Source organism: Corynebacterium sp. AOP12-C2-36 (assembly GCF_052379185.1).
GTDB lineage: Bacteria > Actinomycetota > Actinomycetes > Mycobacteriales > Mycobacteriaceae > Corynebacterium.
In genome coordinates this window covers 104993-119313 of sequence record NZ_JBQSYJ010000005.1, presented here as the reverse complement: position 1 = coordinate 119313, position 14321 = coordinate 104993, and the positions used below count along the sequence as shown (strand labels likewise).

The 14321-nt window shown below is 70.4% G+C and carries 13 protein-coding genes; 10 read left to right on the top strand and 3 right to left on the bottom strand.

Annotated elements, in window-relative coordinates; all coding sequences use genetic code 11:
• Positions 1–94 precede the first annotated feature (94 nt).
• The 3 genes from ACT3UN_RS05925 to ACT3UN_RS05915 are packed head-to-tail and all read left to right on the top strand — an operon-like array spanning position 95 to position 4535.
• Complete coding sequence (locus ACT3UN_RS05925) at positions 95–3412, top strand: FtsK/SpoIIIE domain-containing protein (protein WP_444656730.1); 3318 nt, start codon at positions 95–97, stop codon at positions 3410–3412.
• On the top strand, positions 3409–3948 hold the full coding sequence (locus ACT3UN_RS05920) for a hypothetical protein (protein ID WP_444656728.1): 540 nt from the start codon (positions 3409–3411) through the stop codon (positions 3946–3948). Before ACT3UN_RS05925 ends, ACT3UN_RS05920 begins: the two co-directional genes overlap by 4 nt.
• Positions 3945–4535, top strand: a complete 591-nt coding sequence (locus ACT3UN_RS05915; RefSeq protein ID WP_444656726.1) for a type VII secretion-associated protein — start codon at positions 3945–3947, stop codon at positions 4533–4535. Before ACT3UN_RS05920 ends, ACT3UN_RS05915 begins: the two co-directional genes overlap by 4 nt.
• Here the strand turns inward: ACT3UN_RS05915 and ACT3UN_RS05910 are convergent.
• Complete coding sequence (locus ACT3UN_RS05910; protein ID WP_444656724.1) at positions 4521–5777, bottom strand: alpha-hydroxy acid oxidase; 1257 nt, start codon at positions 5775–5777, stop codon at positions 4521–4523. The genes ACT3UN_RS05915 and ACT3UN_RS05910 overlap by 15 nt on opposite strands.
• 84 nt (positions 5778–5861) lie before the next feature.
• Positions 5862–7568 (bottom strand): L-lactate permease, encoded by a 1707-nt coding sequence (locus ACT3UN_RS05905; protein WP_444656722.1) that lies wholly within the window; start codon positions 7566–7568, stop codon positions 5862–5864.
• A gap of 164 nt (positions 7569–7732) precedes the next feature.
• On the opposite strand from ACT3UN_RS05905, the gene ACT3UN_RS05900 reads away from it, so the two are divergent.
• The 6 genes from ACT3UN_RS05900 (at position 7733) to glmM (ending at position 11961) form a co-directional block, all read left to right on the top strand.
• Positions 7733–8455, top strand: a complete 723-nt coding sequence (locus ACT3UN_RS05900; RefSeq protein ID WP_301443779.1) for a FadR/GntR family transcriptional regulator — start codon at positions 7733–7735, stop codon at positions 8453–8455.
• A 151-nt stretch (positions 8456–8606) separates the two neighbouring features.
• Positions 8607–8891 (top strand): WXG100 family type VII secretion target, encoded by a 285-nt coding sequence (locus tag ACT3UN_RS05895; protein WP_444656720.1) that lies wholly within the window; start codon positions 8607–8609, stop codon positions 8889–8891.
• A 49-nt stretch (positions 8892–8940) separates the two neighbouring features.
• Positions 8941–9222 (top strand): WXG100 family type VII secretion target, encoded by a 282-nt coding sequence (locus tag ACT3UN_RS05890; protein ID WP_441582315.1) that lies wholly within the window; start codon positions 8941–8943, stop codon positions 9220–9222.
• A gap of 268 nt (positions 9223–9490) precedes the next feature.
• Positions 9491–9934: a 50S ribosomal protein L13 gene (gene rplM, locus ACT3UN_RS05885; RefSeq protein WP_301443776.1), complete on the top strand. Its 444-nt coding sequence runs from the start codon at positions 9491–9493 to the stop codon at positions 9932–9934.
• Positions 9931–10473 (top strand): 30S ribosomal protein S9, encoded by a 543-nt coding sequence (gene rpsI, locus ACT3UN_RS05880; protein ID WP_441579155.1) that lies wholly within the window; start codon positions 9931–9933, stop codon positions 10471–10473. Before rplM ends, rpsI begins: the two co-directional genes overlap by 4 nt.
• Positions 10474–10614: 141 nt before the next feature.
• Positions 10615–11961 carry a phosphoglucosamine mutase gene (gene glmM / locus ACT3UN_RS05875; protein WP_444656718.1) on the top strand — a complete coding sequence of 449 codons (1347 nt, stop codon included), beginning with the start codon at positions 10615–10617 and terminating at the stop codon, positions 11959–11961.
• Between the two features lie 15 nt (positions 11962–11976).
• Here the strand turns inward: glmM and ACT3UN_RS05870 are convergent, their stop codons facing one another.
• Complete coding sequence (locus ACT3UN_RS05870; protein ID WP_444656716.1) at positions 11977–13440, bottom strand: FAD-dependent monooxygenase; 1464 nt, start codon at positions 13438–13440, stop codon at positions 11977–11979.
• Between the two features lie 54 nt (positions 13441–13494).
• Here ACT3UN_RS05870 and ACT3UN_RS05865 point away from each other — a divergent pair, with 54 nt between their 5' ends.
• Complete coding sequence (locus tag ACT3UN_RS05865; protein ID WP_444656714.1) at positions 13495–14193, top strand: TetR/AcrR family transcriptional regulator C-terminal domain-containing protein; 699 nt, start codon at positions 13495–13497, stop codon at positions 14191–14193.
• The last annotated feature ends 128 nt before the right edge of the window (positions 14194–14321 follow it).

Below are 14321 nucleotides of genomic sequence, written 5' to 3'. Positions count from 1 at the left end.
ACGGCCACGGTCGGATGCTTCGAGAGTGTACAGTGATGTTCCGACAGCTGTCGCGCAGGGGGCGTGGCAGGGGGACGCGAGGGGATTTTCGCAGATGAAGTCGCAGGCACCACCGACGTTGCCGAAGAGCAAGCAGCCGTTCGTCCGGATCCTCATGCCCGTGGTGATGGTCGTCGCGGTGGTGGGCATGGTCGCCGCGATGGTGCTCTCGGGGATGGGCCGCTCGCCCATGTCCTTCATTTTTCCCTTAATGATGCTCAGCAGCCTGGCGATGATGATCAGCCCCGGCGGGCAGGACGTCGACGAGGTCCGCCGGGGTTTCCACCGGCACCTGGACGCCCTGTCGGACTCGTTGCACCGGGCGCGCCGGGAGCAGTGGGCGCGCATGGCGGTCACGCACCCGGACCCGCGCGCGCTGTGGACGCGTGTGACGGAGGACGGTACGGCAGGCACCGCAGGCACGGCAGAATCCGAGGGCACGGCCCAGCGTGCCGAGCCCGGGGTGGTGCGCATCGGCACGGCGGTGCAGGCGCCGGACGACCCGCTGGAGATCCCGGTCGACGCCCCGCCGGAGGACCTGGAACCGGTGTGCGCGACCACGTTGCGCGACCTGGCGCGCACCTACGCCACCATCGAGGCGCCGGTGGCGGTGGACCTGCGCGAGTTCGACTGCGTGGTGGTCACCGGCGACGGCGCGGGCGGGCTGGTCAACGCGATGCAGGGGCAGGCGGTGATGCAGGACGACCCGGCGGTGCGGGTCTCCGGACCGCACGACAGGTGGCTGTCCGCAGAGGACGGCACCTTGCACGTGCGCTTCCGCCACGTGGGTCGGGATGCTGCGCCACCTGCGGTGACGTCGGGGGCGGGCTCGGTCACGGTGCTCGCCGACCCGGCGTCGGTGGCGGCCGGGTGGCAGGACGCCGCCGCGGACGGCGGGCTGCTGCTCCACGCGCAGGACGGCGTCCTGGCGGCGTGGACGGTCGACGGGTGGCGTCCCTTCGCCACCGCCGACGAGCTCAGCGACGTGGAGCTCGCCGCCCTGTGCCGGTCGCGGACGTCCGCCCGGGCGTCCCGCTCGGTGCTGGACGTACCGGGCGGCGGACTGCGCGCGGCGGTCGGGTTCTCCCCGGCTCCGGTGCACCTGGACATCCGGGAGGCGGCGAAGGGCGGCATCGGCCCGCACGGGCTGTGCATCGGGGCCACCGGCAGCGGGAAATCCGAGTTCCTGCGTTCCGTGGTCACCAGCTTCGCCCACCGGCACTCCCCGGAGGAACTGAACTTCGTGCTCGTGGACTTCAAGGGTGGTGCGGCCTTCGCCGGCATGGAGCGGCTGCCGCACACCTCGGCGGTGATCACGAACCTCTCGGACGAGGCGGTGCTGGTCGACCGGATGCAGGACTCGTTGCTCGGGGAGCTGCACCGTCGGCAGGAGAAACTGCACGCCGCGGGCATGGCGACGGCCTCGCAGTACAACCAGGTCCATCCCGGGGAGATGCCGGCGTTGTTCATCATCGTCGACGAGTTCTCCGAGCTGCTGCACGCCCGCCCGGAGTTCGCCGATGTCTTCGCCGCGATCGGACGTCTCGGCCGCAGCCTGCAGATCCACCTGCTGCTCGCCAGCCAGCGGCTGGAGGAGGGCCGGCTGCGCGGCCTGGAGTCGCACCTGTCGTACCGTATCGCCCTACGTACGTTCTCCGCCTCGGAGTCACGCCAGCTCATCGGGTCCACAGCGGCCTATGAACTGCCCTCGACCCCTGGTGCGGCGATCCTGAGTTCGGCGGGCCTGGGGTCCACCGGCCAGGTGCGTTTCCAGTCGGCGTACGTCTCCGGCCCCGAGGTGCCGCTGGACTCCCGGCTGGTGCGCGAGCTGGGCGTGGAGCCGGAGGCGGCGGGAACCACGATGGAGCTGGTCGTCGACCGGTTGGCGGGGCCGAACCGTAACCCGATCTGGTTGGAGCCCCTGCCGGAGCTGCTGCCGGCCAGTGCCGTGATGGGTGCAGGGGACACCCGTGCCGACGCGCTCACCGTTCACCTGGGCCTGGAGGACCTGCCCTTCGACGGGGTGCAGCGTCCGTGCGTGCTGGACCTGCGCCGACGCCACTGGGCGGTGGTCGGCCAGCCCGGCACCGGCAAGACGACGCTGGTGCGGTCGCTGGTGCTGGGCCTGGCGTTGAGCTCCCCGGGCGTGGCGGTGTACGTGGTGGACCCCGGTGGCGGGCTGCGCGACCTGGCGCGCCTACCGCAGGTCGCCGCGGTGGTGGGGGTGGACCTGCTGGGCCGGGTCCTCGACGAGCTCGGGCAGGACGCTACGGGTGGTGCAACGCACCGCGTGCTGGTCGTCGACGGTCTCGACGCCCTCGACCCCTCCGGCGACGACGACCGGCGCCTGGCGTCGCTGGTCGCCGGCGGGATGCAGCGCGGGGTGCACGTGGTGGTCACCTCCCTGCGCTGGACGTTCCGTCCCGCCCTGCGTGACCTGCTCACCGGTGCGGTGGAGCTGCGCCTGACACCCGCCGAGTCGCAGTTCCGCGACGCCCAACGCACCCTGCCCGACCACCCGGGACGCGGGGTCTCCCCGGGTGGCAAGCACCTGCAGGTCGCCTACTCCGACGCCCAGGACGTGGAGCACGCGCGCAAGGTCAGCGTGGCGCGTGGGGAACAGGACCGCACCCTGCGCGTCCTGCCCTCGCAGGTCTGCGTCGATGAGCTGGAGGAGGTCTCCGGTGACCTGGTGGCCCTCGGCATGGGCGGGCGGACCCTGTCCACGGTCCACTGGGATCCGGAGGCGTTCCCGCACCTCACGGTGGTGGGGCAGGCGCGCGCCGGGGCCACGACCGCGCTGCGCACCGTCGCCTGGGCGTCCTCGCACCGGGAGGGTGTGGAGGTGCTGGCCACGGACGTGCGCCGTGGGCTGCTCGGCGTGCCGGGGTACCGTCCGGCCGCGGGGTTCCTGCGTGCGCTGACCGGCTGGGTCGAGGAGCTGAAAGCACGGGTGCCGGGGGAGGACGCCGAGCTCACCGCCGCACAGTTGCGCGACCGTAGCTGGTGGAGCGGGACGCGGCGGGTGATCGTGGTCGACGACCTCGACCAGTCGGCCGACCTGGCCGCGGCGGTGGACCTGCTGGTGCCGTTGCTGCCGCACGCCGCGGACATCGGCCTGCACCTGGTCACGGCCCGACGCAGCGCGATGATGGGCCGCAGCGCCTACACCCCGTTGATGCAGGGGATCCGTGACCTGACCGGCTGGCTGGTGCTCTCGGCACCGCGGGAGGACGGCCCGGTCGCCGGGCAGGTGCTCACGTCCCTGCCGCCGGGACGCGGCGTGCTGGTGCAGGACGCCGCGGAGGACGTGCAGGTCGCGACGGTGGACACGGAGAACGCAGACACGGAGAAGGCGGGGGCGCGGGTATGAGCACGACGATGGTGGCCGACGCGGTGGCGCTCACGGAGTCCGGGGTGCTGGTCAACGGGCTGTGCGTGACGGACCTCCTCAGCGGGCTGGAGGTCCGTGGCGAAGATATAGAGGACACAGCGGACACAGGGGACGCGAGCCCGGTGTTCCGTGGCTCGGGTGTACCACTGCGGCGGTTGGAGTCCGTCCGTGAGCTGGTGGAGGAGGTGCTGGAGGCCCGGGCGGTCGACCCGGAACTCACCAGCGCCAACCCGGTGGTGCCGCGCACGGTCTTCCCCTGGGGGATCGGTGCGCAGGTGTCGGACGTGCTGGTCGTCGGGCCGGACAAGGAGGCCACGGCGGCGTACCTGCGGATCAGCGGGCTGCGTGCCCGCACGGTGGACGTGGCCCGGCCCTGCGCCTGGCCGGTGACCTGGCGGCGGCGCGCGCCGAACTCGAGGACCCCGCCCCGCCGGAGCCGGAACCGGTGCAGGACGTCCCGCGGCGTCGGGGGCTCGTGTTGTCGGCGGTGGGGGCGACCGCAGTGGCCGCCGTGACCACAATCGCGCTGGTATCTACCGGTGTCGTGGGCGGCGGCGCGGCCGACGTGGCGGGCGCGCCGGAGACTGCCCAGGCTGCAACACAGACGCCGGACGCCGCACCGCCTGAGGCGTCCGGGGCGTCCGATGCGTCCGGCACAGTGGAGGAGCCGGAGGCGGAGGCGTGGCGGGAGATGAGCTCCGGTGGTGAGATGGAGTACGCCGACCACCCGGACGCACCGCAGGTGACGGTGGACGTCCCCGGCTGGGAGGTCACCGAGAGCACCGCCGAGCGCGACATCTGGACCTCGGGGGACGCCGGGATGCGGGTGCTCCTCGCCGCGACGCCGACGCCCGTCGGGACGCAGGGGGAGCTGGACACCGCGATGCTGCGCGTCCTCGACGGCGCCGACGACGTGGTGGTGACGAACCGGTCGCCGGTGTCCTACGAGGAGCACTTCCCGGACTCGACGACGTCGTGGCGCGTCCGGCTGGTCGACGGTCACCAGGTGTCCGTCGGCTGCCAGTACCGTGACCTCACCGAGGACCGGCAGGCGGTGTGCGACCGGTTCGGCGCGACCGCCCGGGTGCTACTTGCCGAGTGAGCTGAGCGACGGGTCGATCCGGTTGAAGCGCGACAGCTGGGTGACGTGCTGCGGGCCGAGCTCCTCGAGGCTGGTGACCTGCAGCAGCTTCATGGTGCGCTCGATCTGGGAGCGCAGGATGCTGATCGTGCGGTCCACGCCCTCGCGTCCGCCGGCCATCAGGCCGTAGAGGTAGGCGCGGCCGACGAGGGTGAAGTCGGCGCCGAGGGCCATGGCGGCCACGATGTCGGCACCGTTCATGATGCCGGTGTCGACGAGGATCTCCATGTCGCCGCTGACCTCGCGGACGACCTCGGGCAGCAGCTGGAAGGGCACGGGTGCGCGGTCGAGCTGGCGTCCGCCGTGGTTGGACAGCACCACGGAGTCGACGCCGAGGTCGGCGAGGGTCTTGGCGTCCTCCACGTTCTGCACGCCCTTGACGGAGATCTTGCCGGGCCACATCTCGCGGATGATCTCGAGGTCCTTGTAGTTGATGGTGGGGTCCATCGCGGAGTCGAGCATCTCGCCGACGGTGCCGCCGGTGGAGGTCAGGGAGGCGAACTCCAGCGGCGGGGTGGTCAGGAAGTCGATCCACCACCAGGGGCGCGGGATGGCGTCGAGCACCGTCTTGGCGGTGAGCTGCGGCGGGATGGAGAAGCCGTGGCGGGTGTCGCGCATGCGGTTGCCGGCGACCGGGGTGTCGACGGTGAAGAACAGGGTGTCGAAGCCGGCCTTGGCGGCGCGCTCGACGAGCCCGTAGGAGATGTCGCGGTCCTTCATCACGTAGAGCTGGAACCAGTTGCGGCCGTGCGGGTTGGTGGCCTTGACGTCCTCGATGGAGGTGGTGCCCAGGGTGGAGAGGCTGAAGGGAATGCCGGCGGCGGCCGCGGCGCCGGCGCCGGCGACCTCGCCCTCGGTCTGCATCAGGCGGGTGAAGCCGGTGGGTGCGATACCGAAGGGCAGGGCGGAGGTGCCGCCGTGGATGCTGGCGGTGGTGTCGATCTGCGAGGCGTCCTTGAGGATGGACGGGTGGAACTCGACGTCCTCGAAGGCCTGGCGGGCGCGTGCGATGGAGATCTCCTCCTCGGCGGCACCGTCGGTGTAGTCGAAGGCGGAGGCCGGGGTGCGCCGCTTGGCGATCTTGCGCAGGTCGTAGATGGTGAGGGCGGAGTCCAGGCGACGCTTCTTCGCATTGAGCTCGGGCTTCTTGAACTGCATGAGTTCGAGGATCTCGGCGGGGTGGGGGAGTTGGCGCTTGACCATGGTGTTCTCCTTCGTGATGGGTGTGTGTGGTTTGTTATGGGTCCTATGAGGTCGGACCACAGGGTCCGTTTTCGAGCGTACTCGCTACGGGATCATCCAATCCAGGACGGTGGCCTGCAGTCCGTTGATCAGGCAGATGGCCGCGAGCATGCCGATGCTCCACCACATGACCTTGCGCAGGATCTCCGACTCGCGGCCGGCCAGGCCCACCGCGGTGGCGACGATCGTCAGGTTCTGCGGGCTGACGAGCTTGGCCACGACACCGCCGGAGGTGTTGGACGCCACCATCAGTGCCGGGTCCAGGCCGGCCTGGTTCGCCGCGGTCTGCTGCAGGGTGGCGAACAGGGCGTTGGCGCTGGTGTCCGATCCGGTGACTGCGGTGCCCAGCCAGCCCAGGACGGGCGCGAAGAAGGCGAAGGCGGCGCCGGCACCGGCGATCCAGTGGCCGATGGTGATCGTCTGGCCGGACTGGTTCATCACGTACGCCAGCGACAGGACGGCGGCGACGGTGAGGATCGAGAACCGCATCTTCACCAGGTTCTCCCAGTACGCCTGCACGGCGACCTTCGGGGAGACCCGGTACACCGCGGCCACGATCACGCCGGTGATCATCAGCAGGGTGCCCGGTGAGGACAGCCACGGGAAGCCGTAGACGGTGGAGGAGGAGACCGAGCCGGTGGCGGTGAGCACGTTGCCGTCCAGGCCCGGCCACGGGATCGACACGTCGGTGGAGGCCAGGAAGTCGACGACCGGGTCCCACAGCTTGGCCACCGAGAAGATCACGATGACCAGCAGGTAGGGGAACAGCGCCATCAGGGTGCGCGAGGTCGTGAGTTCGCGGGTGACCACCTCGGCGCCGCCGGCGGCCGCGGCGTGGGCGTTGTCGGTGCTCGTGACGTCCTGCACCTCGCCGTTCTCCTCCTCCTCACGACGTTCGGTGAGCAGCCGCTCCCGCGCCTCGGCGGTGCCCGCCGGGCGCCAGAACTGCAGCATGACCACGGCGACGGCGAGGCCGGCGAGCGCGGAGATGATGTCGGTGAGCTCCACGGAGATGTAGTTGGAGGAGATGAACTGGACCACCGCGAAGACCGCGCCGATGACCAGGGCGATCGGCCAGCACTGCTTCAGTCCCTTCTTCCCGTCCACCAGCAGGCAGAGGAACAGGGGGACGAACACGGCGATGAACGGGGTCTGGCGTCCGACGATGGCACCGATGTGCTCGTAGTCGATGCCGGTCAGCGCGCCGGCGGTGATGATCGGGGTGGCGATCGCGCCGAAGGCCACCGGGGCGGTGTTGGCGATGAGCACGGCGACGGCCGCACGCATGCGTGCGAAGCCGACGGCGAGCAGCATCACGCCGGTGATCGCCAGCGGGGCGCCGAAGCCGGCGAGGGCCTCGAGCATGCCGCCGAAGCAGAACGCGATGAGGATGGCCTGAACACGCGGGTCGTCGGAGATGCGGTCGATCACCGCGCGCAGGTCGAGGAAGCGTCCGGAGCGCACGGTGAGTTCGTAGAACCAGATCGCCGCGACCACGATCCACATGATCGGGAACAGGCCGAAGACCGCACCCTGGGTGGCCGAGAGCCCGGCCAGGTGCACGGGCATGCCGTACACGGCGACGGCGATGACCAGGGACACGGCCAGGGCGCTGAGCCCGGCCCAGTGGGCACGCCAGCGCAGTACGCCGAGGGTGACGAAGACGGTCGCCAGTGGCAGCAGGGCCACGAGTGACGAGAGGAAGAGGTTGTCCGCGACCGGCGCGAGGTCGGGTAGGTACGTGGAGCTCATGGGGTCCTCGAAGTGTGTCTGGGGTGTGACGGTGGCGCCACCCTACGGTCCGGTGACTCAGACCACATCAGTGGTCCGACCACAGCCTAGGACACATCCAGTTTTGGAGTCAAGACTTCTTCCTTCGTGCCCCCCGGGTTGGTGTGGCGTGGTAAAAAATGGTCATGACTGACGAACCCGCCTGGGCACCGGTCCCTCGCATCAGGACCCACCAGATGGTCGTCGACGCCATCGAGAACGAGATTCTCTCCGGCACCCTGCACGTCGGCGACCTGCTTCCCGCCGAACGCACCCTGTCCGAACAACTGCAGGTCAGCAGGGCCGCCGTGCGCGAGGCCATCCGGGTCCTGGAGGGGCAGGGGGTGCTGGAGTCGAACGTGGGCTCCGGGCACAAGGCCGGGACGTTCATCGCCGCGATGCCGTCCGAGGCGCTGTCACGCTTCCTGCGCCTGCACGTGGCGCTGTCCAACTTCGGTCTCGAGGAGGTGGTCCAGACCCGCACGATCCTGGAGGTCGAGAGCGCGCGGCTCTCCGCCGCCGAGCAGGACGAGGACGCCCTGGCGGGCATGCGCGCCGCCGTGGCGGAGATGGACCGGCCCGGGGTGAGCCGCGAGGAGTTCAACGATGCCGACACCCGCTTCCACGTCGCCCTCGCCCACGGGGCGGGCAACCGGCTCTTCGCCGACATGACCCAGGCGATCCGCGAGTCGCTGCGCGCACCGATCCTGCGTGGCTTCCGCGGGCAGGGCGACTGGGAGACCGTGGCGGGCACGCTGCGGACCCAGCACAAGGGCATCCTCGCCGCGGTCGAGGCCGGAGACGTGGACGGGGCCGGGGAGCTGGTGGCCGAGCACATCTCGACGGCCTACCGCACGCTGCTGGAGTAGGTCCCGCGCGGCGTCGCGACGGGGGTCGGGGACAGGGGAACCTTTCGGGCGCCAGGTGAGTCTCTCTACGGTGACGTCCCTTCCGTGCGGCCCGTGCAAGGGCTGCAGGAGGGCACCGATCAGAGCACTCGACACAAAGGGGAGGGACCCAATGAGTTTCAGAACGACCACCGAGGTCATGCAGTCCACGGCAGGCAAGGTCGACACCGTCAACGGTCAGGTGCAGGCGGAGCTCACGCGCCTGCAGGGCACGGTCGACGGTGTCGCGGGGGTGTGGAAGGGCGAGGCGCAGGCCGCCTTCATGCAGCTCATGGCCCGGTGGAACGACTCCGCCCGGGAGCTGCGGCTGTCGCTGGACGGCATCTCGGAGAACAACCGCGGCAATGCGCGGGCCTTCCAGCAGGTCGAGGACGACAACATCGTCGCCTTCCGCTGACGTCCCAGCCACCATCCACCACGCACCACACACGCCAAGGAGCAGGACCGTGATCCAGTACGACTTCGCAAGCATCGCCCAGACGTCCGCCGACATCCACGCCACCAACCGCAACATCAACGGCATGCTCGACCAGCTCAAGGGCGACATCGCCCCCATGGTCGCCGAGTGGGAGGGAGAGTCCGCCACGGCATATCAGGCTGCGCAGAAGCGGTGGGACGCCGCGGCGGAGGAGCTCAACCAGGTGCTGCAGACCATCGCCCGCGCGGTGGACAACGCCGGTTCCCGGATGAGCCAGATCAACAACAGCGCCGCCAACAGCTGGGCCTGACCCCGTAGACTTCCGGCACAACCCCGGTACCCGGCCGCCACCGTCACATCCGTGACGGTGGCGGCCTCATGTTTGCGGTCCCTTTTGGATGTGCCGCGCCCGTCCGGTAACCTCAGTCGGGTTGCGACCACCCGTGCTGCGTTTTCACGGCACACCGGTGGTCGGCCCGCAGGTCCCCACCGGCCGCTGCGGGCACCACCCTTCCCGGGTAAGGCCCGGGGCGAGGGGTCTCCCGGCTGGCAGTTCCATGAAGACCAAGGAGTCGTAAATGACTACTTTCCACCCGAAGAGCGGTGACCTGACCCGTAAGTGGTACGTCATCGACGCCGAAGACGTGGTCCTGGGTCGTCTCGCCACCCACGCAGCTTCCCTGCTGCGCGGCAAGGGCAAGGCTATCTACGCACCCAACGTCGACTGTGGTGACAACGTCATCATCATCAACGCGGACAAGGTTCACATCTCGTCCAACAAGCGGGACCGCGAGTTCCGTTACCGTCACTCCGGTTACCCGGGCGGCCTCAAGACCATGTCCCTGGGTCGCTCCATGGAGCTGCACCCGGAGCGCGTCATCGCTGACGCCATCGTCGGCATGATGCCGCACAACCGGCTCAACCGCGAGTCCGCCAAGAAGCTCCGCGTCTTCGCCGGCGCCGAGCACCCCTTCGCGGCTCAGCAGCCCGAGTCCTACGAGATCAAGAAGGTGGAACAGTGACCGACAACGAGAACTACGAGGCCGAGTCCGTGGACGAAGAGGTCTTCGCCGCCACTGACGCCGTCAACGAGGAGTTCGTCGCCAGCATCGGTGACTCCATCTCCGAGGTCTCCGAGGACGAGGGCGACGACGTCGTCGCCCCCACCGTCTTCGACGGCCCGATCCAGACCGTCGGTCGCCGCAAGGAGGCCGTCGTCCGTATCCGCATGGTGCAGGGCTCCGGCCAGTTCACCTGCAACGGTCGCACCCTGGAGGACTACTTCCCGAACAAGCTGCACCAGCAGCTGATCAAGGCTCCGCTCGTCCTGCTCGAGCGCGAGAACCAGTTCGACTTCCAGGTCAACCTCAAGGGCGGTGGCCCGTCCGGTCAGGCCGGTGCGATGCGTCTCGCCATCTCCCGCGCGCTGAACAAGTACAACCCGGAGGAGCGGGCCGAGCTCAAGAAGGCCGGCTTCCTCACCCGTGACGCCCGTGCCGTGGAGCGCAAGAAGGCCGGTCTGCACAAGGCCCGTCGCGCACCGCAGTACTCGAAGCGCTGATTCCCCGGAGTCTTCGCTCGATCCTCGTGCAGCGTCCCGCTGCATGATCCGACGCCGCCCCGTCCCACACACAGTGTGGGGTGGGGCGGCGTCGCCTGTCGGTGGGGGATGTGGCGGTGCCAGCGTCTAGACTGGCACCCCATGAGCAGACTTTTCGGTACGGACGGGGTTCGGGGCCTCGCCAACAGGTCTCTGACGGCACCACTGGCACTGCGGTTGGGCGCGGCCGCGGCGCGGGTGCTGACGACGACCGGGCAGACGTCGCAGCGGCGTCCCACCGCGGTGATCGGACGGGATCCGCGGGTCTCCGGCGAGATGCTGTCGGCGGCGTTGTCGGCGGGCATGGCGTCGCAGGGGGTGGACGTGCTGGACGTGGGCGTGCTGCCGACGCCGGCGGTGGCGTTCCTCACCGACGACTACGGCGCGGACATGGGTGTGGTGATCTCGGCGTCGCACAACCCGATGCCCGACAACGGCATCAAGTTCTTCGCCGGTGGCGGGCGCAAGCTCGACGACGCGGTGGAGGACGAGATCGAGGGCGCCATGCTGGAGCTCGAGGAGTCCGGCCCCACCGGCGCGGCGATCGGCCGTGTCATCGAGGAGTCCGGTGACGCGCTGGAGCGCTACCTCTTCCACCTGCAGGACGCCGCCCCGCGCGCGCTGGACGGCATCCGCGTGGTCGTGGACTGCGCCAACGGTGCCGCGAGTCTCGCCGCGCCGATGGCCTACGAGGCCGCCGGTGCCGAGGTCGTGGCGATCCACAACTCGCCGAACTCCTTCAACATCAACGACAACTGCGGTTCGACCCACATCGAGGTCATCCAGAAGGCCGTGCTGGAGCACCAGGCGGACCTGGGCCTCTCGCACGACGGGGACGCAGACCGCTGCCTGGCGGTGGACTCGCAGGGCAACGTCATCGACGGCGACCAGATCATGGCGATCCTGGCGGTGGCGATGAAGGAGTCCGGTGAGCTGCGCAGGAACACGCTGGTGGCCACGGTGATGTCGAACCTGGGCCTGACCCTGGCGATGAAGGAGCACGGCATCGCCCTGCGGCGTACCAAGGTCGGCGACCGCTACGTGCTGGCCGACCTCAACGCCAACGACTTCTCGCTGGGTGGCGAGCAGTCCGGCCACATCGTGATCCCCTCGCACGCGACCACCGGCGACGGGACGCTCACCGGCCTGCGCATCATGGCGCGCATGGCGGACACCGGCCAGTCGCTGCGCGAGCTGGCGGACGTGATGACGGTGCTGCCCCAGACCCTGGTCAACGTCCCGGTGGAGGAGAAGGAGCGCATCCACACCTCCGAGGTCGTGCGTGAGGCGATCGCCGAGGCCGAGGCGGAGCTGGGCGACACCGGCCGGGTGCTGCTGCGCCCCAGCGGCACCGAGCAGGTGTACCGCGTGATGGTCGAGGCCCCGACGTCCGCCGAGGCCAAACGCGTCGCAGGACGCCTCGCCGGCGTCGTCGTCGCCGAGGGGTAGGCGCGGGCGTCGCCGTCAGGGGGTGGGACGCCGCATGCGGCGTAGCGCGTCGTCGATGCCGGTGGGGGCGCCGGCGGGGGAGTCGGCGGTGCCGATGTAACCGATGTAGCCGTCCGGGCGCACCAGGAGCAGGGTCGGGGACTGGGCACCGTAGGTGCCGGCCGGCACCTCGTGGACGGCGGGCCAGTCGTCCTGTCGGTGGCGCTCCAGCGTCTCCGCGTCTACCCCGACGGCGAGGACGCTGAACCCGGGGCCGCCGGTGAGGTCGAAGACCCGTCTGCCGTGGGCGTCACGGGCGTCGGGGAGGCGGTCGCCGGCGTGCAGGACGCCGGCCGTGGCGGCGTCAGGGCCCTCGGGGCACAGCGATGAGCCACGGTAGGTGAGCTTGAGCTGGCGTTCCTCGTCGCCACGGGTCGTCGCGGCCCGGGCGTCCTTCTCGAAGCTGTCGTAGCGGTCCGTGGAGATCTTGAGCACGCGGGCGGCGACCGGCCGGCGCTCCTCCTCGTAGGTGTCGAGCAGGGATGCCGGGGCACCGTGGAGGACCTCGTCGAGTTTCCAGGCGAGGTTGTAGGTGTCCTGCACGCCGGTGTTGAGGCCCTGGCCGCCGGCGGGGGTGTGGCAGTGGGCGGCGTCGCCGGCGAGCAGGACGCGTCCGGCGCGGTAGTGCTCGGCGAGACGGATGTTCGGGCGGAACAGCGAGACCCAGGAGAACTCGCCGACGGTGAGCTTCTTCGCCGCCAGTGCCTCGCGCACCGTCGCCTGCAAGGCGTCGGGGTCGTTCGAAACGGGGGTCGCGGCGGGCAGGCGGAGCATGACCTGGAAGAGCTCGCCGTCCGGTAGCGGGCAGGCGCCGAGGAAACGTCCGGAGCGGCCGGGCCACACGTGCCAGCGGTTGCGCCGCAGGCCGGGGATCGTGACGTCGGCGATGATCATGCGGTCGTCCTCGTCGGTGTCGCCGGTGAAGCCGATGCTGGCCTGCCTGCGCACCGTGCTGGACCCGCCGTCGGCGCCGACCACGTAGACGCTGTGCACGGTGCCGCCGTCGGCGAAGGTGGTGGTCACGCCGTCGTCGTGCTGCTCGACGCCGACCACGCGGCGGCCGTAGTCGACGGTGACCCCCGCGGCGTGCAGGGCGTCGTGCAGGACGCGGTCGGTGTGGAACTGGGGTGAGAGCACGGTGTCCGGGTACGGGACGTCCTCGGTCACGGGCTGGTGGGCGATCATGGTGCGCGGGATGGTCAGCGGTCCGAGGTGGATGCCGAGCCGGGGGTAGGCGGAGGCACCGGCGAGCAGGGCGTCCAGCACGCCGAGGTCCTTGAGGACCTCCAGGGTGCGTGGCTGGACGCCTTTGGCGCGGGAGCCGTGGAAGGGGCCGTCGGCGCGGTCGACGATGTGGACGGGGACGCCGCGGCGGGTCAGGTCGAGCGCGAGTGCGGAGCCGACGGGGCCGGCCCCTACGATGAGGATGAGATCGGTCATAATGAACACAGTGTTGTCGTTATTGCGGCATCCTGTCAAGAGGAGGTTGGGCACATGGACGCCGACGCATCGCCGACGCCGGGAAGTCCCAGGTGGTGGGCGAAGGTGGAGGCCCCCGCCGGCGGACGTGGACGACCGCCCGTGCCGACGGGCCGCATCGTCGCCGCGGGCCTGGAACTGCTCGACGACGCCGACGGCCCGGAGTACAGCATCCGCACCGTCGCCTCCCGGCTCGGTTCGAGTACGGCGACGCTCTACCGGCGCCTCGGCGGCCGCCCCGGGCTGGACGCGCTGATCGTCGACCACGTCCTGGGGGAGGCCGTGGCGCAGGTGCGGGACGCTCCTGAGGATGCCGACTGGCAGGCAGCCTCGGCGGCGGGCGCGGACGCGATCTTCACCGCGCTCGCCGGCCACCCCGGTGTCGTCCCGCTGCTGGCCGCGGACGTTCCCCACGGGCCGAACTCCGCACTGCTGCGGGAACGGTTCGTGGCCCGGCTGCTGGAGGCGGGGTTCGACCCGTCCGTGGCGGCCAGGACGTACACCACCGTCGCGCACTACACGGTGGGTTTCGCCCTTCAGCTCTCCTTCGCCCCGCCGGAGGTGCAGGGGGAGTCCGGCTCTGTGTACGGCGCGGCGCCCGACGCACGCTTCCCGGCCACCGCCCGGGTCGCCGCCCACCTCGACGCCGACCTGCGTGAGGAGTTCTCCTTCGGGTTGTCGATGCTGCTGCGCGGCGTCGCGGCGTCCCGGTAGTTCGGTGCCTCAGGGGGCGGGGAACCTTTCCGGCCGGCGGGGAGTCTCTCTTGTCACGTTGTAGACAAGTGGATGATCGATGACCCGTGCCGTCGGTGCGCCGACGGTGGCGGGAGGACGAAGGGGGT

What these genes read in the sequence shown, in the direction of transcription:
- rplM (WP_301443776.1), top strand. Translation starts at nt 9,491, where the DNA reads ATGACTACTTTCCACCCGAAGAGCGGTGACCTGACCCGTAAGTGGTAC.
- ACT3UN_RS05900 (WP_301443779.1), top strand. Translation starts at nt 7,733, where the DNA reads ATGACTGACGAACCCGCCTGGGCACCGGTCCCTCGCATCAGGACCCAC.
- ACT3UN_RS05920 (WP_444656728.1), top strand. Translation starts at nt 3,409, where the DNA reads ATGAGCACGACGATGGTGGCCGACGCGGTGGCGCTCACGGAGTCCGGG.
- ACT3UN_RS05910 (WP_444656724.1), bottom strand. Translation starts at nt 5,777, where the DNA reads ATGGTCAAGCGCCAACTCCCCCACCCCGCCGAGATCCTCGAACTCATG.
- ACT3UN_RS05870 (WP_444656716.1), bottom strand. Translation starts at nt 13,440, where the DNA reads ATGACCGATCTCATCCTCATCGTAGGGGCCGGCCCCGTCGGCTCCGCA.
- ACT3UN_RS05905 (WP_444656722.1), bottom strand. Translation starts at nt 7,568, where the DNA reads ATGAGCTCCACGTACCTACCCGACCTCGCGCCGGTCGCGGACAACCTC.
- ACT3UN_RS05865 (WP_444656714.1), top strand. Translation starts at nt 13,495, where the DNA reads ATGGACGCCGACGCATCGCCGACGCCGGGAAGTCCCAGGTGGTGGGCG.
- ACT3UN_RS05895 (WP_444656720.1), top strand. Translation starts at nt 8,607, where the DNA reads ATGAGTTTCAGAACGACCACCGAGGTCATGCAGTCCACGGCAGGCAAG.
- ACT3UN_RS05925 (WP_444656730.1), top strand. Translation starts at nt 95, where the DNA reads ATGAAGTCGCAGGCACCACCGACGTTGCCGAAGAGCAAGCAGCCGTTC.
- glmM (WP_444656718.1), top strand. Translation starts at nt 10,615, where the DNA reads ATGAGCAGACTTTTCGGTACGGACGGGGTTCGGGGCCTCGCCAACAGG.